The following is a 23,047-nucleotide window of genomic DNA, read 5'->3' as shown; positions in this document are numbered from 1 at the left end:
TTTCTCAAAAAAGGCGGCATCCTGTAAAAATACAGCTTGTCCTGCTTCTTTTTCAGTATAGCACGCGGGAAATGAATTTTCCAGACATTTCCATCTTCCAAAATCGACACGTCCTTCGCATGGGCAACAAAAAAATCCGCCCTTAAAGCGGATTTTTTTTGATTTTCCCGGCGTTCCGGGGGTATTTTGTCGGAGTTTGCGATATTTTTTTGACCTCTACTATGTTTCGGCGGCTACCGTCAGGTAGCATCTGGGGGTGAATACCGGCCACCTCTCCCCCCAAAAGGGCGATAGCCGAGCCAGCCCGATCCAACTCCTCCTCACAGGCAGGCCCTTTCAGGGCAAAAAACCGTCCGCCCAGCCGCACAAAAGGCAGGCAGTACTCGGCCAGTACCGCCAGATCAGCCACCGCTCGAGCAGTGGCCACATCAAAGCGCTCCCGCAGCACAGAGTCGTGGCCGCTCTCCTCCGCCCGGCCGTGCAGACAGCTCACCCCGCCAAAACCCAAGTGGGTACAGAGCTCCTCCAAAAAAGTCACCCGTTTCTGCAGGCTGTCCAGCAGGGTGAGGCGAAGCCCAGGAAGGGCGATCTTGGTCACCACCCCGGGAAAACCCGCCCCGGTCCCCACGTCAATGAGGCTTTTGCAGCCCTCTGGCAACAGGGGCACTAGAAGCAAACTGTCTAAAAAGTGCTTTTCCTCGATCCCCTGCCGATCGACAATGGCCGTCAGGTTCATCTTCTGGTTGGCCTCCACCAATGTGACGGCATACCGGTCCAGCTGTTCCAACTGCAAATCACTCAAGTCGACTCCCTGAGAAGCCGCCAGTGCTCTCATTCTCTCTCTGTCAATCATCGTTTTCCCCTTTTCTCTCATCCTTCCCCTCTTTGCCCGCCTGTTGGCTCAACCAGATGAGCAGCACCGAGATGTCTGCCGGGGAGACCCCCGATATGCGGGAAGCCTGCCCCAGATTCTGGGGGCTGACCGCCGCCAACTTCTCCCGCGCCTCCAGCCGCAGCCCGCCGATGGCGGCGTAGTCCATCCCTGCGGGCAACCGTCTGCGCTCGAGCTTCTGCATCTGCTCCACCTGTTCCAGCTGGCGGCGGATATATCCCTCGTACTTCAGGGAAATTTCCACCTGCTCGGTCACCGGCCGGGGCAGCGGCGGCCTCTGGCTGTCCACCCCGGCCAGGGCGTCGTACCCCACCTGGGGGCGGCGCAACAGGTCGGCGAGCTTTGCCCCGCTGCGCAGCGGGGCAGTGCCCAACTCCCGCAATAGGGCATTGAGCTCTTCTGTCGGGGAGACAGTCGTCCCCTCCAGTCGGGTCAACTCGGTGTCGATGGCCCGTTTTTTCTCCACCAGGGCATCATAGCGCGCCTGGGAACAGAGTCCCAACCGGTAGCCGATGGGGGTCAGCCGCTGGTCAGCGTTATCCTGGCGCAGAATCAGCCGGTACTCGCTGCGGGAGGTCATCATTCGGTAAGGGTCGGTGACCCCTTTAATGACCAGGTCGTCAATGAGGGTGCCGATGTAGGAGGTAGAGCGGTCGAGCACCAGCGGCTCTTTCCCCCGCACCCCCTGGGCGGCGTTGATTCCGGCCACCAGCCCCTGGGCGGCAGCCTCTTCATAGCCGGAGGTGCCGTTGAACTGTCCCGCCCCAAAGAGCCCGGGAACTCCCTTGAACTCCAGAGTGGGGGCCAGCTGGGTGGGATCGATGCAGTCGTACTCAATGGCATAGGCGTTGCGCATGATCTCCAGCTTTTCAAATCCCTCGATGGTGTGGTAAAGGGCCAGCTGTACATCCACCGGCAGGGAGGAACTCATCCCCTGCAGATAATACTCCTCGGTATTCTCCCCGCAGGGCTCCACAAAAATCTGGTGGCGGGGCTTGTCGGGGAACCGCATCACCTTGTCCTCGATGCTGGGACAGTAGCGGGGACCGATCCCTTCGATCTTTCCCCCGTAGAGGGGAGAGCGGTGGATATTGTCCCGAATAACCTGGTGGGTCCTCTCGTTGGTGTAGGCCACGTAACAAAGCGCTTTGTTCTGCAGCTCTCCCCCAGTCTCAAAGGAAAAGGGGACAATCTCCTCATCCCCCTCCTGGGGCTCCAGCTTAGAGAAGTCGATGCTTCGCCGGTTGACCCGGGCCGGGGTGCCGGTTTTAAACCGGCGCAGACCGATGCCCAACTGCCGCAGCGAATCGGAGAGGAGGTCGGCCCCCCTCGTCTCGTCAGGACCCGAGCGGTAGGAGGCATCTCCCACATAGACCATCGCGTTCAAAAAGGTGCCGCTGGCAATGACGGCGGCCTGGCAGCTATACTCGGCCCCCAGTTTGGTCACCACCCCCGAGACCCGTCCCCCCTCGGTGAGGATTTCCACAATCTCGGCCTGTTTGACATCCAGATTCTCCTGCCGCTCCACCACCTGTTTCATATAGGCGTGGTAGGCAGCTCGATCCGACTGTACCCGCAGGCTGTGCACCGCCGGCCCCTTGCCTCGGTTGAGCATCCGGCTCTGTAAAAAGGTGGCGTCGGCAGCGCGGCCCATCTCCCCGCCCAGGGCATCAATCTCCCGCACCAGGTGGCCTTTGGCCGTTCCCCCGATGGAGGGGTTGCAGGGCATGTTGGCGATAAAGTCCAGGGTGATGGTGAAGAGGGCTGTCCTACACCCCAGCCGGGCGGCAGCCAGCGCCGCCTCTACTCCGGCGTGGCCGGCGCCAATGACCACCACGTCGTACTCGCCCAAACGAAGCCGTTTTATCTCTTGTCCCATCTCTCTTCCGTCCTCCACTTTTGTTTTCCACATCTCTTAAAAAGCGGTGGAATTCAGCCCGCTCTATTTGCCCACGCAAAAATTTGCAAACACCGCGTCAATGACCTGCTCCCCAGCGCTCTCGCCGGTGAGTTCTGACAGGGCGGCAATGGCCTCGTCGATCTCCACCGCCACCGCGTCGTAGGTCATCCCCGCCCGCAGGGCGTCCAGTCCATCCACAACCCGGGCCGCCGCCCGGCTGGTGGCCTGCCGCTGCCGCTCATTGATGAGCAGCCCGTTTTGCAGGTCGATCTTCTCCAGTTGCAGCTTGCGCAAAATGGCCTGCTCCAACTCCTCTACCCCTCGCTCCTCGCGGGCGCTCATGGTCACCAGGTCGGGGATTTGGGCCCGCACTGCCTCGACGTCCAGCCGCTGGGCCTTGTCCTGCTTGTTGATGACGGCGATGCAAGGCTTGTCCCCAATCTGCAAAAGGAGCTGCCGGTCCTCCTCATCCAGGGGGATCGAGCCGTCAAAGAGGGCGAGCACCAGCTGAGCCCGCTCCAATTTCTCCCGGGAGCGCTGCACCCCCAGCTGTTCCACCAGGTCCTCTGTCTCCCGAATGCCGGCTGTGTCGGCCAGGTTGAGGGTCACCTCCCCCAGCCGTACCCGGTCCTCTACCACGTCGCGGGTGGTGCCCGGTATCTGGGTGACGATGCTGCGCTGGTACCCGGCCAACAGGTTCATCAGGGTGGACTTGCCCACATTTGGCTTGCCTACAATGGCGGTATCAATGCCGTCACGAATCATCGAACCGGTGTCGAAACTCTGCAAAAGGGCGGTCAGCTGGTCGGCAGCCAGCTGCAACCGGTCGGTCAGAACGTCCTCCTTCAGCTGGGGGATGTCCTCGTCCGGGTAGTCTACATAGGCCGCCAGGTGGGCCGCCAGATCCACAAGATCGGTGCGGATAGCGGAGGCATGCCGATAGAGGCGGCCGTCCATGGCCGAGAGGGCGGCCGCCGCCCCCTGCCTGGTCTGGGCGTTGATCAGGTCCATGACCCCCTCCGCTTGGGTGAGGGTCATCTTCCCCGCCAACACAGCCCGCTTGGAAAACTCGCCCGGGCCCGCCAACTCCGCACCGGCATCCAGTAGGGCTCGCAGGGTCTCCTGCAACACCGCCACTCCGCCGTGGCAGGAGAGCTCCACCGCGTCCTCCCCAGTATAGCTCCTGGGGCTCCGGAAAAAGAGGGCCACCGCCTGATCGAGCATCTCCCGCCCGCCGTTGGGCAGGGTGCGCTCCACCCGGCCCAATAGGGCAGTATACCCCTTTTGGCGGCGAATGTCCCTGCCGCTGATGGGGACAAAGACCTGGGCCGCAATCTCGTACGCCCGGGGTCCCGACAGCCGCACCACCCCCAGCCCTCCGGTCCCCAGAGGGGTGGCAATGGCGGCAATGGTGGTTTGCATGAAATTTCCTCCTCTTTAAAGAACAGCTGGTTTTCCACCGCCAGTTATCTGTTGGTGGAAAACCCAGCCCGCAATTCCGACATCCCCGGCACATTGCCAACACCCAAAGTCGGGCTGTTCCGCTGCGCCTTACCGCGCTAGCTTTACCCCTGTTTCACCCCAAAGGCAAGCCAGTGGCCGTCGATGTCTTCCAGTACAAACTCCCGCTTGTTGTAGCCAGTCAGCTGCAAGGGGCAGACAATCTGCGCCCCTTTTCTCGAAACTCCGCTTCCAGCACCCCTTGATCGCGAACCGCCAAACAAGCGTCTTCCCCGTATTCGCAACGCTCCCAGTGGGGAAAAATCCGCTCCCAATTGGCCCCAGTCAACAAAATCTCCGTCTGATCTCGGTAAAGGCAGACGTACAGCTCTTACACGGTTAGATGGGCCGCTGCCCACAATCCAAAAATATCGCCGCAATACTGCGCCGTTCTCTCCATATCTGGGGTGAAGAAAACAGCCGGTACCAAACAGATATTTGTTTCCATCCTCGTCTCCCCTTCTCCCGTCGCCGAGCAGTTTGCCCTGCCGCAGGGTGTCCAAATGATCTTCCCGCCGCTTCGCGCAGAGGGCGGACACACAAGGCGTTTCTTGAAATCCATTTTTTATTGTACGGATTGCACCGGCAAATTACAAGAGCCGTCCCCCACCCTTTTCTCTTTTTTTCAAAAGGTGGGAAAGGGCTATCGCTCATTGGCTCAAAAATCGCCCACCAGTATATACTAATTGTATTATATTCATTTTATTATACATTTATCTTCTGTCTGTTTTTCTATCTACCATACAGAAGATCCCTGTTTTCCACATTTCTTTGCAAGATGTGGAAAACCTCACCGCTTCTCTCTGCCAAAAAAGCGGGAGAAGCCTAGGCTTCTCCCGCTCACTCTTACAGTTCGATTTTCCCGTACAGGGGCAGCTCCGCCGCCTCGTCCTTCGGCTTCTCCGCCGGTTTCTGCGGGGGGCGAGGGGTCTGGCTCCGCTCTCTAGAGCGGTTCTCTCCCCCGTCTCTCCGCCCGCCGCTGCGGCGGCTGCGGTCGTAGGGGGGCCGGCTGCGCTTCACCGGGTTTTTCGAGCTGATGACCACCTTGCGGTAGGGATCCTCTCCCACCGACTTGGAAGTTGCCCCTTCCACTGTCTGCACAGCGGAGTGAATGATCCGCCGCTCGTAGGGGTTCATGGGCTCCAGTGCGGTAGAGCGGCCGCTCTTGACCACCTGTCCAGCGATTTTTTTGGCCAGGGCTTCCAGAGTATCCTTGCGTTTCTCCCGGTAATCGCCGCTGTCGATCGACACTTTCAGGTAGTCGCCGCCGCCCCGGTTACAGCAAAGGCTGGTCAGGTACTGAATGGCGTCCAGAGTCTCGCCGCGGCGGCCGATCAGCCCGCCGACCTTGCTGCCACTGAGGTTGAAGATCACCCCGTCTTTGCCAAAGCGGCGCTCGACAGTGATCCCCTCTATCCCCATCTTCTGCAAGATGTCGCGCAGGTAGCTCTCGGCCACAGCTGCCTTGGCCTCCTCGGCCTCGCTCACCTCTCGCGCCTTTGCGGGGGCGGCAGTCTTTTCCTCAACCCCTTTTTCAGGGGCCGGGGCGGACCTGTCCGCCTGTTTGACCGGCTGCGGCTCTCTCTTTGCGGGGGGCGCGGCAGGGATGGGCTTGGCGGCCTCGGCGGCCTGTTTTTTCTCCCACTCCGGCTCCTCCACCTGCACCCGCACTTTGGCGGGGGTGGTGCCCAACAGCCCAAACAGCCGTTTAGAGGGCAGTTCCAGCACCTCTACATTGGCCTCTTCCGGGCTCACTCCCAATTCCTCGCAGGCCAGCGCAATGGCGCGGTCCACATCGGGTGCGGTTTTGATACACTCTCTCATAGCGATATACCCCCTACTTGCCTTCGGCGGCTATTTTGATTCGCTGTCTTGCGGCTTGGGGCCCTCTTTTCCATAACGGGCCTCGTCCAACTCGCGGGCCTTGGCCAGGCGCAGACGGTTGAGTTCTTTTTCGGTGAGAACCTTTTCCACCGTCTTCTTGTGGCCCTCTTGGTCCTTGATCTCCACCTTGACCTTCTTTTTCTTGGCCTCTCTGATGGCCGCCACCTTCGCCTCATACTCAACCGCCAGCTTTTTGGGGTTGTATATTTTGTTGAGGAGGTAGGACTGCAGGATCAGCAACACATTGGAGAAAATCCAGTAGAGTCCGACGCCGGCAGGCACCTGAAAGGCAAAGACCACCGAGAAGAGGGACATGCCGTAGAGCATGAATTTGCTCATCCCGCCAGCGGGGTTTCCCTGCATGGCCTGTCCCGAGCCGGAAAACTTCATGGACGCCCAGGAGGATAGGATCATGGTCAACCCGGCCAGAATGGGAACCAAGACCAAGGGCTCCAGCGCAAAGTGGGGGGTGGCGGACATGTCAATCCCGAAGAAGTTGAAGTTGATGTTGGTGATCTTTTGGATCTGATCGGCGTTAAACATCTCAAAACTGCCCGGGTCAGCCTTCACCGCGTTGATGAGGGAGACCTGGGGGTTGACCTTGCTCAACTCCAGATTCAGTGTCTCACCGGCAAAGGTGAGTCCCTTTTGGATCACATCGCTGGGGATGCGAACGATGTGAGTCAGGGGCTTGTACACCACGTCAATGAGACCAAAGAGAATGGGAAACTGAATGAGCATCGGCAGGCAGCCGCCGGTGGGATTATAGCCGTACTCCTCGTACAGCTTCATCATCTCTTCCTGCTGGCGCCGCTTGTCGGTGGCGAATTTTTTGTTGATCTCGGTGATCTTGGGTTGGAACACCGCCATCTGGGCGGTGGACTTCTGCTGCTTGACAGCCAGCGGGAACAGCAGGATTTTGGTGACCAGAGTAAACAGGAACAGCGCCACGGCGTAGTTCTGAACCAGGAAGTAGCACCCCTGCATCAAGAACCCCAAGGGGTACCCGAAAATTTCGCTGATGAAATTCATAGTTGTTTCTTTCCTCCGTACTGTGCGAGAATATCTACCTCGATTTTTGGCGCTTGGGCGGGACGGGGTCAAATCCGCCCTTGCCAAACGGGTTGCAGCGCAGCACCCGCCAAATGCTCAACACACTCCCCCAGAGGGCGCCGTGCACCGCCAATGCCTCCTCGGCGTACTGCGAGCAGGTGGGGTAAAACCGGCAGCTGGGGGGATGGTGAAAATGGCGCTGATAGAAGTGGATACAGCCGATGAGAAACCGCCGTATCATGGCAACACGCCCGCCTTTTTCAGCTGGCTGCGAAGGGCGCGCTCCACCATCTGTTCCTTGGAGAAGGTGGCCTTGGTCCGCGCCACCACCACAATGTCATAACCCGGCGCCATCTCCGGCAGGAGGTTTCGATAGGCCGTTTTAATCAGCCGGCGGGCCCGATTTCTCTGGACCGCCTTGCCGATTTTTTTGCTGGTGGTGATCCCCAGCCGGGTGTAGCCCAGCCGGTTTTTAAGCGCGTATGTCACAATAAGGGGATGCACTTGAGAGCGCCCCCTTTTGTAGACCTTGAGATATTCGCGATTTTCTTTGATTGGCGCCACCTTCCCCGGAGGGGGAGCTGGCAGCCGGTGCGGATGTCGCTTCATTTCGTCCCTTTTTTCCGTGCAGAAAAAGAAAAGCCACAATGCGGATTGTGGCCTTCACATTAGTAGCTCAGATGTTTTCTGCCCTTGGCTCTTCTGCGGGACAAGACACGGCGGCCATTTCTGGTGCTCATCCGCTTGCGGAAACCGTGCTCCTTTTTCCGGTGGATCTTCTTGGGCTGGTAGGTTCTCTTCACTCTAAACCCCTCCTTTCGAGGCAAAACCTTGCATTTAATTAGTATACGGATTTCTCCCCGAACTGTCAACTGGTTTTTTAAAAAAAGGGGACGGCTACGCCCTTTTTCGGCTTTTTGCGGTCCTTTACTTTTCGTTGTTTCCCTCCTTTCTCCCTCCCCTTTGGGCAGCGGTCATTTTTCCTCTCCCGGAAATTTGCCCTGCAATGGCTCTTTTGCATTCCACCCATCCCCCCTGCAAAACCTCTCTACTTCCCCGCAAAACGAAAATTTGCGCCGTTTCCTTTTATAAATGCTTCCAAATGGCCCTTTTTCAGTTGAAAACTGGCCCTATTTTGTGCTAAAATAGTGTGATGAAATAGCATCCAAAAATATTTTTATTTTCGATAGGGGAGGTACTCGCCGTTATGGATTCCTTCAGCGATGTGTGGGAACTGGTCGCCCACCACTGCAAAACCCAACTGTCCGACATGGTGTACGACCTGTGGATCAAATGCATCGAACCCGTCAAACTGGAAAACGACACCGCCCTGCTCTACGTCCGCAGCAAGTTTCAGCAGGACTTGATCAACGAAAAATACCTGGAGATCATCAAGCAGGGCTTTGAGAGCGTGTTGGGCTTCCCTGTCGCCGTACAGATCACCTGCGATGCCATGGTCAAGGGCGATGGCGCCACCAAAGAGGAGAACAAGCAACCGGAAGAGGCCCTCAACCAGGTGGGCATCGGCGGCGACTACGACTACACCTTTGCCTCCTTCATCGTCGGCTCCTCCAACAACTTTGCCCACGCAGCGGCCATGGCTGTGGCGGCCAACCCCTCCAACGTGTACAACCCCCTCTTCATCTACGGCGACTCAGGATTGGGCAAGACCCACCTTCTCTTCGCCATCTGCAACGAGGTCAAAAAAAACAACCCCCAGGCCAACATCGTCTACGTCAAGGGCGAAGAGTTCACAAACGAGATGATCTCGGCCATCGGCTCAGGCACCACCATGGAGTTTCGCAACAAATACCGGGTGGCCGACGTCCTCCTCATCGACGACATTCAGTTCATCGGCGGCAAGATCTCCACCCAGGAGGAGTTCTTCCACACCTTTGAGACCCTCTTTCAATCCCACAAGCAGATCGTTCTCTCCTCCGACCGTCCCCCAAAAGAGATCAAGACTTTAGAGGACAGGCTTCGCTCCCGGTTTGAGTCGGGACTCCTGGCCGACATCCAGCCCCCTGACTTTGAGACCCGTATCGCCATCATCCGCCGCAAAGCGGAGCTGCTGGGCCTCGACCTCCCCTCCGACGTGACCGAGTTCATCGCCAACCGAATCAAAAACAACATCCGCCAGCTGGAGGGGGCGGTGAAGAAAATCAACGCCTACAAGATGCTCGAGGGCATCTCCCCCACGGTGGCGGTGGCCCACGCGGCCATCAAGGACATCCTCAACGACAACCAACCCATCCCGGTGACAGTGGAGCGGATCATCAGCGAGGTGTCCCGCACCTTTAACGTCTCCCCCCAGGACATCAAGAGCAAAAAGAAGTCGGCCGATGTCTCCCAGGCCCGCCAGGTGGCCATCTACGTCATCCGCGAGGTGACCCAAATGCCCATGAAAAACATCGGCGAGGAACTGGGCGGGCGGGACCACTCCACCATTGTTTACAGCCTCAACGAGATGAAGAACAAACTCCAGAAAAATCAGCGCCTGCAGGAGACCATCAACGACATCATCAAAAACATCAAAAAGTAGCGGGAGAGCCCAAATTCCACACCCTCTCCCCCAACCGTGGAAAACCCTCCCGCGCAGCCATTTCACCGCCCTTTTCCCTTCCTATATAATTATAGGCGAAAAAAAGAGAGAAGCGCGAATCAAATTCCCCGAAACACCCCACATTTTTCCCACATAAAGACCTCTTCTTTTCACAGCGATGTGAAGAAGTATGACACCACCTGCAAACTCCACAACTTTTTCACACCGATCCCCACTGCTAAAAAAATGCCCTCAAGCCGCTCACAGACAAGCTTCACCCCCTTTTTCCACCGTTTTCACACCCCCTACTACTACGACTATCTTTATCTTTTCTATCTTCCAAACAGAAAGGAAATTGCCATGAAATTCATCTGCGACCGCCAATCCCTCAGCGAGGCAATGTTGAATATCCAAAAGGCAGTACCCGGCAAATCCAACATTCCCGCCCTGGAAGGGGTCCTCATCCAAACCGGGGAGGACAGCATCACCCTCTCGGGCTACGATCTGGAGTTTGGCATCACCACCCAGATACCCGCTGAGATCGAGGAGACTGGCACCATCGTCCTTCCCGCCCGCCTCTTTTCAGACATCATCCGCAAACTCTCCGACGATTCGGTCAGTGTAAGTGTGGATGCAAACCTCCTCACCACCGTTACCACCAAACAGACCGAATTCACCATCATCGGCATCGACGCAGCCGAATTTCCCGCCATCCCCCAAATCGACGGGGAAAAAACCCTCTCCATCGACCAGGCCACCCTCAAAAGCATGATCGAACAGACCCTCTACGCCGTGGCCCAAAACGACCAAAAACCGGTTCACACCGGCATCAAGTTCGAGGCGGAGGAAGGCATTTTGACTTTGGTAGCCGTCGACGGCTACCGGCTGGCCCTGCGGCGAGAGCCCGCCCAGATTCTCACCCCCTGTGACTTCATTGTCCCCGGCCGCACCGCCAACGAGATCGCCAAACTGATCAAAGAGGAGGAAAACCAGGCCGACGTCTACCTCTCCCCCAAACACATCCTCTTTCAGGTCTCGGGGTACTCGGTCTTTTCCCGTCTGCTGGAAGGCAACTTCCTTGATTACAAAAATTCTATTCCCAAATCTGCCAACACAGTGGTCACCGTTGCCACCCGCACCTTTATCGACAGCGTGGAGAGAGCCTCTATCATCATCAACGACCGCTTCAAAAACCCCCTCAAAATCTCCTTTGAAGACGCGACGGTCAGCGTTCTCTGCAAAACCCCCCTGGGCAAGGTGCAGGACGAGTTTATCGCCAATAAGCAGGGAGATGATATAGAGATCGGCTTCAACAACAAATACCTCCTCGACGCCCTCAAATACGCCCATTGCGACGAGGTAAAACTCTCTTTTACCAGCTCCCTCACCCCCATGACCGTCACCCCGCCAGAGGGGGATTCCTTCCTCTTTCTGGTACTGCCCGTGAGGTTGAAAAATGAAGGCTGATCCCATTTCCATCCGCCCCCCCTTCATCAAGCTTGACCAGTTGCTAAAATTCGCCGGGCTCATCGGCACCGGTGGAGAGGCCAAAGAGGTGGTGGCTGAAGGGCTGGTCAAGGTCAACGGCGAGGTTGTCACCCAGCGGGGAAAAAAGATCTACCCCGGCGATATTCTCTCCTTCGGCGGTCAGGAGTACGAGGTCACCCTGTGAAGGTCCTCTCCCTCTCGGCAGAGGGGTACCGCAACCTCTCTGCCGTCTCCATCTTCCCCGACGAAGGGGTCAACGTCATCTGCGGTGACAACGCCCAAGGAAAGACCAATTTGATCGAAGCGATCTGGAATTTCACCGGCGCCAAGAGCTTTCGTCCCTCCAAAGAGCGGGATTTTGTCAAAAAAGGAGAGCGGGCCGCCACCATCTCCCTCTCCTTTTCGGCACAGGGGCGGGAACAAAGCGCCAAACTGCGCTACGGTGAACGGCGGGAAATCTTCCTCAACGGGGTGAGCAAGACCACCCCAGCCGAACTGGCCGGTAATTTTTGTTGTGTGGTCTTCTCCCCCGCCCACCTCTCCATCGTCAAAGAGGGTCCATCAGTCCGCCGTCGCTTTTTGGACGGGGCTATCTGTCAGGTGCGGCCCCGCTATATCCATGTGCTCTACCAGTACAAAAAGGCCTTATCGCAGAAAAACGCCGTCCTCAAAGAACTCTATAAAAACGGGGCTGCCTACGACCTACTGGACGTATTTGATGAATCCATCGCCGCTTGGGGGGCGCAGATCTGGCGCACCAGAGCGCGCTATCTAAACAAATTGGGGCAGAGTGCTTGCGCTGTCTACGAAGGCCTTTCTTCCAGTCGGGAAAAATTGGAAGTCGGCTACAAGAGCTTTCTCTCCCTCTCTCCCGATATCCCCCTTTCCCAGGTGCAGGGGGCCTATCGAGAGATGTTGCGCACCGTCCGCGCCGACGACACCGGCGCCGGATTTTCGACTTTGGGAGTCCATCGGGACGACTTTTCTCTACAGATCGACGGCCTCGACGCCAAGGTCTACGGCTCCCAAGGGCAACAGAGAAGCGCAGCCCTTTCCCTCAAACTGGCTGAAGGGTATCTGCTCAAGGAGGTTTCAGGGGAGACGCCGGTGATGCTTTTAGACGATGTGATGAGCGAACTGGACCAGGGCCGACAGAGGTATATCCTCAACCACCTGGAAGGGGCGCAGGTTTTTGTCACCTGCTGTGACGCCGGCCACTTTGAGGGCCTTCTGTCTGGAAAAGTCTTTCGGATGGAGCGGGGCGCCCTGTCCCCCATCTAAGCGCCGCTAGGAAAGGGAGAGCGATCTATGTACATCCACCTCGGTCAGGATACGGTGGTCTCCACCGACTCAATCATCGGCATCTTCGACATCGAAAACACCTCGGTGTCTCGCGACACCAAAGCCTTTTTTAGAGGTTGTGAGGCGGCGGGCGGGGTTGTCAACGTCTGTTCCCAACAAGACCCCTTGCAGGTAGAATTGCCCAAGTCCTTTATTATCTGCGGCGAGCGGGGGAAGACCCGCATCTATATCTCGCAGATTTCATCGGCCACCCTGCGCAAGCGGGCTGGCCGCTACAACCGCAAAACCCAGCCGCAGGGCCAATAGAGCTTTGCAGCGCCATCCAATGGGAGGAATCATCTGTGGAAGAAAATAAACCCTTGAGTGAACAAGAGTACGGCGGAGACCAGATTCAGGTTTTGGAGGGACTGGAAGCGGTGCGCAAGCGCCCAGGCATGTACATCGGCTCCACCGGCCCCCGGGGTCTTCACCACCTGGTCTATGAGATCGTGGACAATGCCATCGACGAAACCATGGCGGGTTTTTGTACCGACATCTCTGTGGACATCCTCCCGGGCAACGTCATCCGGGTGGAGGACAACGGCCGCGGCATCCCGGTGGGGATCCAGCACAAGACCGGTTTGCCGGCGGTGACGGTGGTCTTTACCATCCTCCATGCCGGCGGCAAATTCGGCGGTGGCGGGTACAAGGTCTCCGGCGGTCTCCACGGCGTGGGCGCTTCTGTGGTCAACGCCCTCTCCACCGAGTTGGAAGTCTGGGTCAAGCATGACGGCAAACTGCACTATCAGAAATTTCACCGGGGCGTACCCGAAGAGGATTTAAAGGTGGTGGGTCCCTGTGAGGGGACCGGCACCATTGTCCAGTTCAAGGCCGACGAAGAAATTTTTGAAGAGGTGGAGTACGACTACGACACCCTTCTCTCCCGTCTGCGGGAGCAGGCCTTCCTCAACGCTGGGGTGCGGGTGCGGGTGTCCGACCAGCGCGACGGGGAGAACCTCCTCTCCGAGACCCTCCACTATGAAGGCGGCATCCGCAGCTTTGTAGAGTATCTGCACAAAAAGAAGGGGCTCGACTGCATCCACCCCGACATCATCTACCTGTCGGGGCAGAAGGGCGACACCACCGCCGAGATCGCCATGCAGTACAACGACAGCTACAACGAGGTCATCCTCTCCTTTGCCAACGACATCCACACCACCGACGGCGGCACCCACGAAATGGGCTTCAAGTCGGCCCTCACCCGGGTGTTCAACGAGTACGGCAAGAAGGCCGGCATCCTCAAAGACGGGGACAAAAACCTCTCCGGCGAGGACGTGCGGGAGGGGCTGACGGTGGTCATCAGCGTCAAGCTGACCGAGGCCCAGTTTGAGGGCCAGACCAAGGCCCGCCTGGGCAACACCGAGGTGCGCTCCCTGGTGGAGTCGATGGTCTACGACAAGCTGATGGTCTACTTCGAAGAGAATCCCGCCGTGGTCAAAGCGGTCTTTGACAAGGCCCTCACCGCCTCCCGCGCCAGGGAGGCCGCCCGCAAGGCCAGGGAGCTGACCCGGCGCAAGACCGCGCTGGAATCGGCCTCCCTCCCCGGCAAGTTGGCCGACTGCGCCGACACCGACAACGTCCACACCGAACTCTACATCGTGGAGGGCGATTCCGCCGGCGGCTCCGCCAAGATGGGGCGGGATTCCAGCTTCCAGGCCATCCTCCCCCTCTGGGGCAAGATGCTCAACGTGGAGAAGGCCCGGGTGGACCGGGTCTACGGCAACGACAAACTGATGCCCATCGTCCTGGCCCTGGGCTGTGGCATCGGCGAGGATTTTGATATTAAAAAAGTTCGCTACGGCAAGATCATCATCATGGCCGATGCCGATGTGGACGGCTCCCACATCCGCACCCTGCTGCTGACCTTCTTCTTCCGCTACATGCGCCCCCTCATCGAGGACGGCCGGGTCTATCTGGCCCAGCCCCCCCTCTACAAGATTTTCAAGGGCAAAAAGGTCTACTACGCATATACCGACAAAGAGCGCGACCAGTACATGGCCACCCTGGAGGGCAAGTGGGATATTTCCCGCTACAAGGGCCTTGGCGAGATGAATCCCAAGCAGCTGTGGGAGACCACCATGAACCCGGAGAACCGCACTGTACTCAAGGTGGAGATGGACGATGCTGCCCGCGCCGACGAGATATTCACCATCCTCATGGGCGACAAGGTGGCTCCCCGCCGCGAGTTTATTGAGAAAAACGCCCGGTACGTCAAGAATCTGGACATCTGACCGGCCGCATGGCAACAGGAGAGCACCTATGAACGAATACCCTCAAGTTACCTATATCAACAACCAAGACGACTGGTATGAATTTCTCCTCTTTGAGCAGTACTGGTCCTGCTTAGATGACCGCAAAAACGCCGCCAATGTGCTGATGAAGTGCTTGATCGCCGATTTGCTGTTCACCCTTTTCTTTGTCTTTGCCCCTTTTATCGACAAGGCTTATATTTGGTTGACCCTGGCTTTTGCGGCGGTCTTTGTGTTGCGCTTTTTCTACGAGTATTACAGTGGATACATCGCTGACTACCGCAACATGACAAATCTCTACCTCAACTTGAAAAAGAGCAATATCGTCAACATCTACGACGACAAGATCTCCCTCTCCTTCGGGCAGACCGAGGTCAACCTCGCCGCAGATAACTACCGGCGCTTTTTTGAGTACGAGGACATCGCCTATATTCAAGAGACGTCAAATTTGATCATCATCCGCATCAGGGAGAACACCAACAAGCCCAATCTGCGTCAATTTCAGCGCGTCATCATCTCCAAGCGCTATATCTTCCCCGACAAAGTCGAAAAGCTGCGCGCTTTTTTGGGAGAAAAGATCGAGGAGTATCACATTCCCAAACTCCTCTCCGAGGAGGAGATGAAGGACCTTCACCTGGCCACTGAGGACCGTTCGGCCCGCTAAAAAAGGAGTGTTTTCCATGAGTAAGGAATCCCCTATTCTCAAAGTTACCTTCCAGATGGACTTTAATGACTTTTACAACTTCAACATGCACATCTCCAAAGAGATGATCGACAAGAGCAAAAAAAAGGTCACCATCTTCGGCATAGTGGAAATCGTGATGGCCGTGGTCTTTTTGGTGCTCAACTTCTCCAGCGAGTCCAACTCTTCCCTCAATCTGGTGCTGGCAGTGGCCCTGCTGTGCATGGGGCTGTTCTCGGTTCTCTTCTATCCCGCCTTCTTTGAGCGGCAGCTCTCCAAAGCGGTAAAAAAGACGTTTGACCAAAACGAGTATTTCCACAACGACGTCACCCTGGAATTTTTGGAGGACAAAATTTTTGAAACCTCTTGTGTGGGCACCGGCAGTGTCGCCTACAAGGACCTACAAAAGGTCTATCGCCTAGGGGACTGCCTGATTTTGCGGATGAGCAAAGAGGGGGGCTATGTGCTGCCCCTGAAGGCCATCGGCGAGGAGAAGATCGATCAGATTGAAGAGCTGGTGCGCCAAAAGATGGACGAGGCCGAACTGGAAGAGGCGGAGGAGCTGGACCGAGAGGCCGACGAGCTGGCCGCCCAGAAGGAAGAAGGGGCCGATGAATCCGGTGATACCCCCCTTGAAAGGAACGGCGAGCAATGAAATTTCCCCTGCAACTGCAGTACGAACTCACCTTAGACGACACCCGCAAAGTGTTTGACTTGGTCTACGGAAAAAAGGAAAAGCGGGGCAATGTCATCCGCACCATCTTCTTTTCGGTCATGGCCCTCATCTTCTTTTGCAGCATGGTTTATGCCCTGGGCCAGGCGGCAGTGTCGGTGCACACCCTGGAAAATGGCACCCTTTCTCCCTATATCGACTACTCCAACCTGAACTTTTCCAAGGTCAATTGGCAGATGGTGGGAATGTCTGCCCTGCTGATGGTCATCTGCATCGCGATGGCGATCTTTTACAACATCTACACCCGCCGCCGGATGGAGAGCATCGTCAAAGACCGGCATAAGGCCATGCACGGTGGGATTGTCGTTCTGGGGCGGGAGAGTTTTCTCTTTCGCAGTGACGATGGCAGGATCGAGGTCAACAAGGAGTACAAAGACCTCTATGAGGCCTATGAAGACGCCGACTTCTTCGCTCTCATCACCGGCGATCAAACCTGTGTTCCCATCCCCAAATCCAAGATGGAGACCGAGCAGTTTGCCGAGCTCTCGAAGATTCTCTCCATTGATCTGAAGGAGTATTTTTTCAAAAACGGATACATGAACACCGAGGTGGAGATGAAGACCATCTTCGGCGACTTTACGAGGCGGAAGATCAAGTAGCAAGCCCCTGCGTTCCCCCGCCCACACCCGAAAACCCCAATGAGGAGGCAAGAAACCATTATGAGTACAGGAGAATCCGTGACGCCAGCGGCTGACAACACCAAAGTCATCGTCGTCGACCTGGAAAAAGAGATGAAAAAGTCCTATCTGGACTACTCGATGGCAGTTATTGTTGGCCGCGCCCTGCCCGATGTGAGGGACGGCCTCAAGCCGGTTCACCGCCGCATTTTATACACCATGTTTGAGCGCGGCCTCACTGCGTCCAAGGCGTTTCGCAAGTGCGCCGACACCGTCGGTTCGGTGTTGGGCAGCTACCACCCCCACGGCGACGCGGCGGTCTATGACGCCATGGTCCGCCTGGCGCAGGACTTCTCCCTGCGCTATCCCCTGGTGCAGGGACAGGGCAACTTCGGTTCCATCGACGGCGATCCCCCCGCCGCCTACCGGTACACCGAGTCGAAGATGAGCCGGATTTCCGAGTACATGCTGCAGGACATTGAGAAGGAGACGGTGGACTTTGTCCCCAACTACGATGACCGGCTGCAAGAGCCGTCGGTCTTGCCCTCCCGCTTCCCCAACCTGCTGGTCAACGGCTCCACCGGCATTGCCGTGGGAATGGCCACCAATATTCCCCCCCACAACATGAGGGAAGTCATCGAGGGGATGAACTTCCTCATCGACAACCCCGACGCCTCTGTCGCCGAGTTGATGGATCACATCAAGGGCCCCGATTTCCCCACCGGGGGAATCATTATGGGCTACTCGGGCATCCGCGCCGCTTACGCCACCGGCCGCGGCAAGATCACCCTGCGGGGCCGGGCGGAGATTGTCGAGGGAAAAAATGGCCGCAATCAGATCATCATCAGCGAAATTCCCTACATGGTCAACAAGTCGCGACTGGTCTCCAGCATCGCCGATCTGGTCAAGGAAAAACGGGTAGACGGCATCTCCTCCCTCAAAGATCAATCCAATATGCAGGGCATCCACATTGTGGTGGAACTGAAAAAAGACGCCATTCCCCAGGTCATCCTCAACCAGCTCTACTCCTATACCCAGCTGCAGGAGACGGTGGGGGTCATTATGCTGGCCATGTCCGGCGGCGAACCCAAGGTTTTGAGCCTCAAGGAGATGCTCCAGCAGTACATCGACTTTCAAAAGTCGGTCATTACTCGCCGCACCCAGTTTGACCTGAAAAAGGCCAGAGAGCGGGCACATATTTTAGAGGGCCTTAAGATTGCCCTGGACTTCATTGACGAGGTCATTGCCATCCTGCGGGAGAGCAAGACCATCCCCGAGGGCAAAGAACGGCTGATGGAGCGCTTTGGCTTTGACGACGTGCAGGCCTCAGCCATTGTCGCCATGCGTCTGGGCCAACTCACCGGTTTGGAGCGCAGCAAAATTGAAGAGGAATTGGCCGCCCTAATGACGCAGATCGGCGAATTGGAGGCCATCCTCGCCGACGAGAGCAAACTTCTCTCCATCATCAAAGACGAGGCAAACGAGATCAAAGAGAAGTACGGCGACGACCGCCGCACCGAGATTGCCGCCGTCAGCGGCGAGGTGGACATCGAGGACCTCATTCCCCAGGAGGAATGCGTCCTCACCCTCACCCATTACGGCTACATCAAGCGCCAGCCAGTGGCCACCTATAAGACCCAGCGCCGGGGCGGCCGCGGTCTGTCGGGGATGACCCGGCGAGAAGAGGATTTCGCCGAGGAGCTGTTTGTCTGCTCCAGCCACGACTATGTCCTCTTCATGACCAATCGGGGACGCCTTTACCGGCAGAAGTGCTACCAGGTGCCCGAGGGTTCCCGCGGTTCTCGCGGCATCAACATCGTCAACCTGCTGCCGCTGGAGGAGAACGAAAAGGTCACCTCAATGATAAAGGTCACCGAATTCACCGATGACCAGTACCTGATCATGGTCACCCGACAAGGAGTCATCAAGCGCACCGCCCTCTCGGCTTTCTATACCAACCGCAAGGGCGGACTCATCTGTATCACCCTCGACGAGGGGGATGAACTGGCTTGGTGCCGTCTCACCGGCGGCCAAAACCAGCTGATCGTCGCCACCCGGATGGGCAAAGCCATCCGCTTTGACGAGAACGACGTCCGCCCCTTGGGCCGCAGCGCCCGGGGCGTAAAGGCCATCGCCCTGGAAGAGGGGGATCAGGTCATCGGCATGGCCCGTGTTCGCGAAGGGGCCACCTTGGTCACTGTGACCGAAAAGGGTCTGGGCCGCCGCACCGACCTGTCCGAATATCGGCTGCAGGCCCGTGGCGGCAAGGGTATCACCAACTACAAGCAGGTCGAGCAGAACGGCCAGGTCTGCAACATCAAGGTGGTAGATGAAGAGGACGACTTGATTCTCATCGCCTCCAACGGGGTCATCATCCGCATTTCGGTGGCAGACATCAGCATCCAGTCCCGCTACGCCCAGGGCGTGCGGGTGATGCGGGTCCCCGAAGGGGAACGGGTGGTCACCATGGCCCGCACCGCAAAGGAAGAGGAAGAGAGCAACGGGTGGGAAGGCGGTCAAGAAGAACCGTCTGACAGCGTGTCCGCCTCTGAATCCCCAGCCGAGGAGCCGGCAGAATAGCAGTTTTGAAAAGAGGGAGCAGCCCATGGGCTGCTCCCTTTTTATAACGGTTTGGCCAAACCTGTTGCGGACGATCTTGGGGTACTAAAGAGATTGTCTCTTTACAAACTCCGCTAGGGCATTTTGCAGAAGCAGGTCCAACATCTGAGGATAGCTGTACCCCGCCCATTCAAAGCAGAGGGCGGTGCTGCCGTCTGCCCCCATATAGCAGTCGGGCGAAAGCTCGATGAGTTTAAACCCGTCAGGACCGATGCGGCCATCCACTCGCATGACATCCACCTTGCCCAAGGCCTTGAAGAGATGGGCAAACTGTTCCTTCATCTGCCTGGTGAGCAGATGGGTCCCCCGCACCATCTCCACCTTTCCCTGCTCCCCCTTCTTGGGTTCACAGCTGTAAATTTCGTGGGCTTGGTAGTCCTTTCCGTTCAAAATCAGCAAGTCGGCCTCCAACACGTCGATTCGCTCTGGGGTGCCGGCAATGCTGGCGCAAACCTCTTGTCCTTCAAGGTATTCTTCCACCAAAATAGGTTGTTGAAAATAGGTAAGCAGCTCTGTGGCCAGCTGTTTGGCTCCTTTGTGGCTGTCTGTCAAACTCCGCTTGGTGATGCCGTTAGACCCCCCTTCAGCGTTGGGTTTGACCACCAGTGGGCAGCGCAGAGCATCGATCAGGGGCAGCTGATCAGGACCCTCCACCAATACTTCACGGGCGCTGTCGATGCCGTATTTCTGACAGAACTGTTTGGTTAGACTTTTGTCCTCTGTCAGCAGTTGTACGTAGGGATCGGCCCCCACATAAGGGATGCCATAGGCCTCGCAGATGGAGCCCACATACCCACGCCGATTGCGAGAGCGCCGCCCCGACCAAACTGTAAAGACAATGTCGTCCCGGTGTTCGCGGATGTGCTCCATCAGTTGGGCTGGGTGGCTGTAGTGAACCACTGCGGGCGCCACCTCCTGCAAACCACTGTAAAGAGATTTAAAATACGCCTCGCTCACACACTCCAAGTTGTCGCTGAACTGAGTCACCTCTCCGTAAGACTGTACCCGGTCCGCCAGCAACACCACTTTTCTATTCAATGGCATATTCCTCCTTTTGTCTATTTTTACAATAAATTTTTTATTTAACATTTACAATTTATATATATAATAAACTAATTTACCTGGTAGACTAATAACGGAATATGAATAATCAGTGAATCCTGACTGCCCCTGTTCTCCCAAAGGGCGTCCAAAACACCCTGTATCAGGGTGTTTTGTTTTTATGAGCAGAGCCAAGAAGTCCGATTGAAAGACGAGAAAGGAAGCAAAAAAATGAAAATTTTGGGGGTTGTGGGTGGCCTTGGTCCCCTGGCCACAGCCTGCTTTATGCGACGCTGTGTGGAGATGACCGATGCCGAGAGCGATCAGGAGCACCTGGAGATTGCTCTTCTCAGCCGCCCTTCCACCCCCGACCGCACCGCTTATATTCTTGACTGCAGCCAGCCCAATCCCCTGCCAGCCCTTGCCGATGCGGTCAAGACCCTAGAAGGACTGGGCGCAGGGTGTATTGCCATCCCCTGTGTCACCGCCCACTACTTTTTTGACGCCCTTCAACAGGTGGCAGGGGTGCCCATTCTCAACGCTCTGGAGGAAGCAGCCCTCTGCTTGCAGAGGGAAGGGGTGAGCAAGGTGGGAATCCTGGCCACCGAGGGAACCATCCGCACCGGCCTCCTGCAAAAGGCATTCGCCCACCGGGGAATCACGTCGGTAATGCCCGACTGGGCCAACCAGCGCAGGGTGATGGACATCATCTATCGCCACGTCAAAGCGGGCCGTCCAGTCGATGCCATCGCCTTTGCACAGGTCAGTGATGGCCTTTGGCAAAAGGGCTGTCAACAGATCCTCCTGGGCTGCACCGAACTCTCCGTGGTCCGAGACGAGCTCCATCTGGACAGCAGATACCTGGATGTGTTGGATGTGTTGGCCCGCGCTTCTGTTCTTGCCTGTGGCGCCCGCCTCAAGTCTGCTTACAAGGCCCTTGTCGGCGGCAAAGAGGGAGAAGCTCTGCGCCTGGTCTGAACGAATTTTTCAAAAAGTTATTTTTCACTGGATTTTTTACAAAAAAAGGGGTATACTCATAAAGTAGTTGCGACTGTGTTGCAACTACTATTCTTTTGAAGTAGGCCGCGGCAGAGATTGTCGGATGGCCGGGAGGACCTCTTTTGTCTGAATTGATGGAAACCCTGTTTGATATACTCCTCGATACCGCTATTGACGGTGTCAAGATGTTGCCCTTCCTTTTTGGAGCTTATCTCCTCATCGAGTACATGGAACACCGGGCCAAAAACCTGCACCGGGCCCTCGGCGGTCCCTTTGGGGCGGTGGGGGGCGCGCTGTTGGGGCTGGTTCCCCAGTGCGGGTTTTCGGCTGCCGCCGCCAACCTCTACGCCCGGGGGCTCATCACCACCGGTACCCTGCTGGCGGTCTTTATCTCCACCTCTGACGAGGCCATTCCCGTGTTGTTGGCAAACCCCGGCAGCCTGGGACTGATGGGACAGCTGCTCCTCACCAAAGCGCTGTTGGCCGTGGCGGTGGGCCTGATCGCCGACCTGTTCTTCCGCCGAAACCGGCAGGGAGAAAAATCGGCTGTCCAGGCCACCCGCGAGGGGGAACACCACCATCACCACGGCTGCGGCAGTTGTGACGCCTATCGGGGCCGCCACCCTCTCCTGCGGGCCGCAGCGGTGCACACCCTGCAAATTTTTGCCTTTGTCGTGGGCATTATGCTGGCCCTCAACCTGGCCATTGCCCTCATCGGCACCGACAACCTCTCTCGGTTACTCTTGCAAAACAGTCTCTGGCAGCCGGTGCTGGCGGCGTTCATAGGGGCCATTCCCAACTGCGCCTCATCGGTTTTGCTGACCGAGCTCTATCTCTCTGGAAGTCTCACCTTTGGTTCGGTGGTGGCTGGGCTCACCACCGGCGCGGGGCTGGGACTAGTGGTCCTCTTTAAACAAAATCACAACAAGAGGCAGAATGTCCTCATCTTTGCAACCCTGCTGGCTATCGGCATCGGTGTGGGGATTGTCCTGCAACTGCTGGGGTTTTAGCGGGGAAAAACGGTTGTTTTTCAACCATAGGGGTGTGGAATTGTGGAAAACCAGACGAGAGAAGAAGCCGCCGCCATTCTGCGGCAGGGCGGGATGCGGATCACCCGCCAGCGCCAACTGGTGATGGCCGCCCTCCTGCAGGCGGGGGGACCCCTGACAGCCGAGGCGGTGGCCGAGCAGAGCGGCGATCCAACCGGTTGCAACCGCTCTACCGTCTACCGCACCCTCGCCGCACTGGAGGGGCGGGGCCTGGTCTACCGGCGGTTAGGAGCCGACGGCAGCACCCTCTATGCCCTGCGGCGAGAACATCACGGCCATATTCTGTACTACCTTGTCTGTGGGCGAAGGTTTTCCCTCATCCAGTGTCCCCTGGAGGGACTGGAGCGGGAGATTTACGAGACCACCGGTTTTTTGGTGCAGGGCCACAGCTTGGAATTTACCGGCGTCTGCGCCGAGTGCCGGGAGAAGATCAAAAAATGAAAAGAGAACCCTGCCGA

22 protein-coding genes are annotated in these 23,047 nt (G+C 57.2%); 13 read left to right on the top strand and 9 right to left on the bottom strand.

All coding sequences use genetic code 11. The features are described 5' to 3' along the window. Window positions 1–142: 142 nt before the first annotated feature. The 8 genes from rsmG to rpmH form a co-directional block, all read right to left on the bottom strand. Window positions 143–853: a 16S rRNA (guanine(527)-N(7))-methyltransferase RsmG gene (gene rsmG / locus HJY11_RS10670; protein ID WP_208075948.1), complete on the bottom strand. Its 711-nt coding sequence runs from the start codon at window positions 851–853 to the stop codon at window positions 143–145. Further along, the gene (mnmG, locus tag HJY11_RS10665; protein WP_208075947.1) at window positions 846–2,771 is read right to left on the bottom strand and encodes a tRNA uridine-5-carboxymethylaminomethyl(34) synthesis enzyme MnmG; all 1,926 of its coding nucleotides are present in this window, start codon (window positions 2,769–2,771) and stop codon (window positions 846–848) included. Before mnmG ends, rsmG begins: the two co-directional genes overlap by 8 nt. A 63-nt stretch (window positions 2,772–2,834) precedes the next feature. Beyond that, entirely contained in the window at window positions 2,835–4,214 is a 1,380-nt protein-coding gene (gene mnmE, locus HJY11_RS10660) for a tRNA uridine-5-carboxymethylaminomethyl(34) synthesis GTPase MnmE (RefSeq protein ID WP_208075946.1), read from the bottom strand. Between the two features lie 924 nt (window positions 4,215–5,138). Continuing rightward, complete coding sequence (jag, locus tag HJY11_RS10655) at window positions 5,139–6,116, bottom strand: RNA-binding cell elongation regulator Jag/EloR (protein WP_208075945.1); 978 nt, start codon at window positions 6,114–6,116, stop codon at window positions 5,139–5,141. A 30-nt stretch (window positions 6,117–6,146) separates the two neighbouring features. After that, window positions 6,147–7,208 (bottom strand): YidC/Oxa1 family membrane protein insertase, encoded by a 1,062-nt coding sequence (locus HJY11_RS10650; protein ID WP_208075944.1) that lies wholly within the window; start codon window positions 7,206–7,208, stop codon window positions 6,147–6,149. A 34-nt stretch (window positions 7,209–7,242) separates the two neighbouring features. Next, window positions 7,243–7,470 (bottom strand): membrane protein insertion efficiency factor YidD, encoded by a 228-nt coding sequence (gene yidD, locus HJY11_RS10645; protein WP_208075943.1) that lies wholly within the window; start codon window positions 7,468–7,470, stop codon window positions 7,243–7,245. Further along, window positions 7,467–7,838 carry a ribonuclease P protein component gene (gene rnpA / locus HJY11_RS10640; RefSeq protein WP_208075942.1) on the bottom strand — a complete coding sequence of 124 codons (372 nt, stop codon included), beginning with the start codon at window positions 7,836–7,838 and terminating at the stop codon, window positions 7,467–7,469. The genes yidD and rnpA overlap by 4 nt, the downstream gene beginning before the upstream one ends. Window positions 7,839–7,897: 59 nt before the next feature. After that, on the bottom strand, window positions 7,898–8,032 hold the full coding sequence (gene rpmH / locus HJY11_RS10635; RefSeq protein ID WP_021660069.1) for a 50S ribosomal protein L34: 135 nt from the start codon (window positions 8,030–8,032) through the stop codon (window positions 7,898–7,900). Between the two features lie 404 nt (window positions 8,033–8,436). Here rpmH and dnaA point away from each other — a divergent pair, with 404 nt between their 5' ends. The 10 genes from dnaA to gyrA all read left to right on the top strand — a co-directional run bounded on the left by dnaA (window position 8,437) and on the right by gyrA (window position 19,461). Beyond that, window positions 8,437–9,771: a chromosomal replication initiator protein DnaA gene (gene dnaA, locus HJY11_RS10630; RefSeq protein WP_208075941.1), complete on the top strand. Its 1,335-nt coding sequence runs from the start codon at window positions 8,437–8,439 to the stop codon at window positions 9,769–9,771. 360 nt (window positions 9,772–10,131) lie between these two features. Then, a complete protein-coding gene (gene dnaN / locus HJY11_RS10625; protein ID WP_208075940.1) occupies window positions 10,132–11,238 on the top strand; it encodes a DNA polymerase III subunit beta in 1,107 nt (368 codons plus the stop codon). Further along, a complete protein-coding gene (locus tag HJY11_RS10620) occupies window positions 11,228–11,443 on the top strand; it encodes an RNA-binding S4 domain-containing protein (protein WP_208075939.1) in 216 nt (71 codons plus the stop codon). Before dnaN ends, HJY11_RS10620 begins: the two co-directional genes overlap by 11 nt. Further along, window positions 11,440–12,540: a DNA replication/repair protein RecF gene (recF, locus tag HJY11_RS10615; protein WP_208075938.1), complete on the top strand. Its 1,101-nt coding sequence runs from the start codon at window positions 11,440–11,442 to the stop codon at window positions 12,538–12,540. The genes HJY11_RS10620 and recF overlap by 4 nt, the downstream gene beginning before the upstream one ends. Window positions 12,541–12,567: 27 nt before the next feature. Next, on the top strand, window positions 12,568–12,867 hold the full coding sequence (remB, locus tag HJY11_RS10610) for an extracellular matrix regulator RemB (RefSeq protein ID WP_208075937.1): 300 nt from the start codon (window positions 12,568–12,570) through the stop codon (window positions 12,865–12,867). 35 nt (window positions 12,868–12,902) lie between these two features. Beyond that, window positions 12,903–14,831: a DNA topoisomerase (ATP-hydrolyzing) subunit B gene (gene gyrB, locus HJY11_RS10605; protein WP_368041577.1), complete on the top strand. Its 1,929-nt coding sequence runs from the start codon at window positions 12,903–12,905 to the stop codon at window positions 14,829–14,831. A 28-nt stretch (window positions 14,832–14,859) separates the two neighbouring features. Beyond that, on the top strand, window positions 14,860–15,513 hold the full coding sequence (locus HJY11_RS10600; RefSeq protein WP_208075936.1) for a hypothetical protein: 654 nt from the start codon (window positions 14,860–14,862) through the stop codon (window positions 15,511–15,513). 16 nt (window positions 15,514–15,529) lie between these two features. Further along, on the top strand, window positions 15,530–16,186 hold the full coding sequence (locus tag HJY11_RS10595; protein WP_208075935.1) for a YcxB family protein: 657 nt from the start codon (window positions 15,530–15,532) through the stop codon (window positions 16,184–16,186). Further along, window positions 16,183–16,863 carry a YcxB family protein gene (locus HJY11_RS10590; RefSeq protein ID WP_208075934.1) on the top strand — a complete coding sequence of 227 codons (681 nt, stop codon included), beginning with the start codon at window positions 16,183–16,185 and terminating at the stop codon, window positions 16,861–16,863. Before HJY11_RS10595 ends, HJY11_RS10590 begins: the two co-directional genes overlap by 4 nt. A gap of 60 nt (window positions 16,864–16,923) precedes the next feature. Further along, window positions 16,924–19,461: a DNA gyrase subunit A gene (gyrA, locus tag HJY11_RS10585; protein ID WP_208075933.1), complete on the top strand. Its 2,538-nt coding sequence runs from the start codon at window positions 16,924–16,926 to the stop codon at window positions 19,459–19,461. Between the two features lie 84 nt (window positions 19,462–19,545). Here gyrA and HJY11_RS10580 read toward each other — a convergent pair whose 3' ends face one another. Then, window positions 19,546–20,538, bottom strand: a complete 993-nt coding sequence (locus HJY11_RS10580) for a hypothetical protein (protein ID WP_208075932.1) — start codon at window positions 20,536–20,538, stop codon at window positions 19,546–19,548. Window positions 20,539–20,772: 234 nt separating this feature from the next. On the opposite strand from HJY11_RS10580, the gene HJY11_RS10575 reads away from it, so the two are divergent. From HJY11_RS10575 to HJY11_RS10565, 3 genes are all read left to right on the top strand, one after another. Beyond that, a complete protein-coding gene (locus tag HJY11_RS10575; protein WP_208075931.1) occupies window positions 20,773–21,519 on the top strand; it encodes an aspartate/glutamate racemase family protein in 747 nt (248 codons plus the stop codon). Window positions 21,520–21,662: 143 nt separating this feature from the next. After that, window positions 21,663–22,550, top strand: coding sequence for a putative manganese transporter (locus tag HJY11_RS10570; RefSeq protein ID WP_243764433.1), 888 nt, complete (start codon window positions 21,663–21,665; stop codon window positions 22,548–22,550). A gap of 42 nt (window positions 22,551–22,592) precedes the next feature. Next, entirely contained in the window at window positions 22,593–23,030 is a 438-nt protein-coding gene (locus HJY11_RS10565) for a Fur family transcriptional regulator (RefSeq protein WP_208075930.1), read from the top strand. Window positions 23,031–23,047: the final 17 nt, after the last annotated feature.

This window comes from Bittarella massiliensis (ex Durand et al. 2017) (assembly GCF_017566145.1).
Taxonomy (GTDB): domain Bacteria; phylum Bacillota; class Clostridia; order Oscillospirales; family Ruminococcaceae; genus Bittarella; species Bittarella massiliensis_A.
The sequence above is the reverse complement of the archived record's forward strand: the minus strand, read 5'-3'. Positions and strand labels throughout refer to the sequence as shown.

Coding starts and splice junctions, on each gene's coding strand:
- rsmG (WP_208075948.1), bottom strand. CDS start 853: ATGATTGACAGAGAGAGAATGAGAGCACTGGCGGCTTCTCAGGGAGTC.
- mnmG (WP_208075947.1), bottom strand. CDS start 2,771: ATGGGACAAGAGATAAAACGGCTTCGTTTGGGCGAGTACGACGTGGTG.
- mnmE (WP_208075946.1), bottom strand. CDS start 4,214: ATGCAAACCACCATTGCCGCCATTGCCACCCCTCTGGGGACCGGAGGG.
- jag (WP_208075945.1), bottom strand. CDS start 6,116: ATGAGAGAGTGTATCAAAACCGCACCCGATGTGGACCGCGCCATTGCG.
- HJY11_RS10650 (WP_208075944.1), bottom strand. CDS start 7,208: ATGAATTTCATCAGCGAAATTTTCGGGTACCCCTTGGGGTTCTTGATG.
- yidD (WP_208075943.1), bottom strand. CDS start 7,470: ATGATACGGCGGTTTCTCATCGGCTGTATCCACTTCTATCAGCGCCAT.
- rnpA (WP_208075942.1), bottom strand. CDS start 7,838: ATGAAGCGACATCCGCACCGGCTGCCAGCTCCCCCTCCGGGGAAGGTG.
- dnaA (WP_208075941.1), top strand. CDS start 8,437: ATGGATTCCTTCAGCGATGTGTGGGAACTGGTCGCCCACCACTGCAAA.
- dnaN (WP_208075940.1), top strand. CDS start 10,132: ATGAAATTCATCTGCGACCGCCAATCCCTCAGCGAGGCAATGTTGAAT.
- HJY11_RS10620 (WP_208075939.1), top strand. CDS start 11,228: ATGAAGGCTGATCCCATTTCCATCCGCCCCCCCTTCATCAAGCTTGAC.
- remB (WP_208075937.1), top strand. CDS start 12,568: ATGTACATCCACCTCGGTCAGGATACGGTGGTCTCCACCGACTCAATC.
- HJY11_RS10600 (WP_208075936.1), top strand. CDS start 14,860: ATGAACGAATACCCTCAAGTTACCTATATCAACAACCAAGACGACTGG.
- HJY11_RS10595 (WP_208075935.1), top strand. CDS start 15,530: ATGAGTAAGGAATCCCCTATTCTCAAAGTTACCTTCCAGATGGACTTT.
- HJY11_RS10590 (WP_208075934.1), top strand. CDS start 16,183: ATGAAATTTCCCCTGCAACTGCAGTACGAACTCACCTTAGACGACACC.
- gyrA (WP_208075933.1), top strand. CDS start 16,924: ATGAGTACAGGAGAATCCGTGACGCCAGCGGCTGACAACACCAAAGTC.
- HJY11_RS10575 (WP_208075931.1), top strand. CDS start 20,773: ATGAAAATTTTGGGGGTTGTGGGTGGCCTTGGTCCCCTGGCCACAGCC.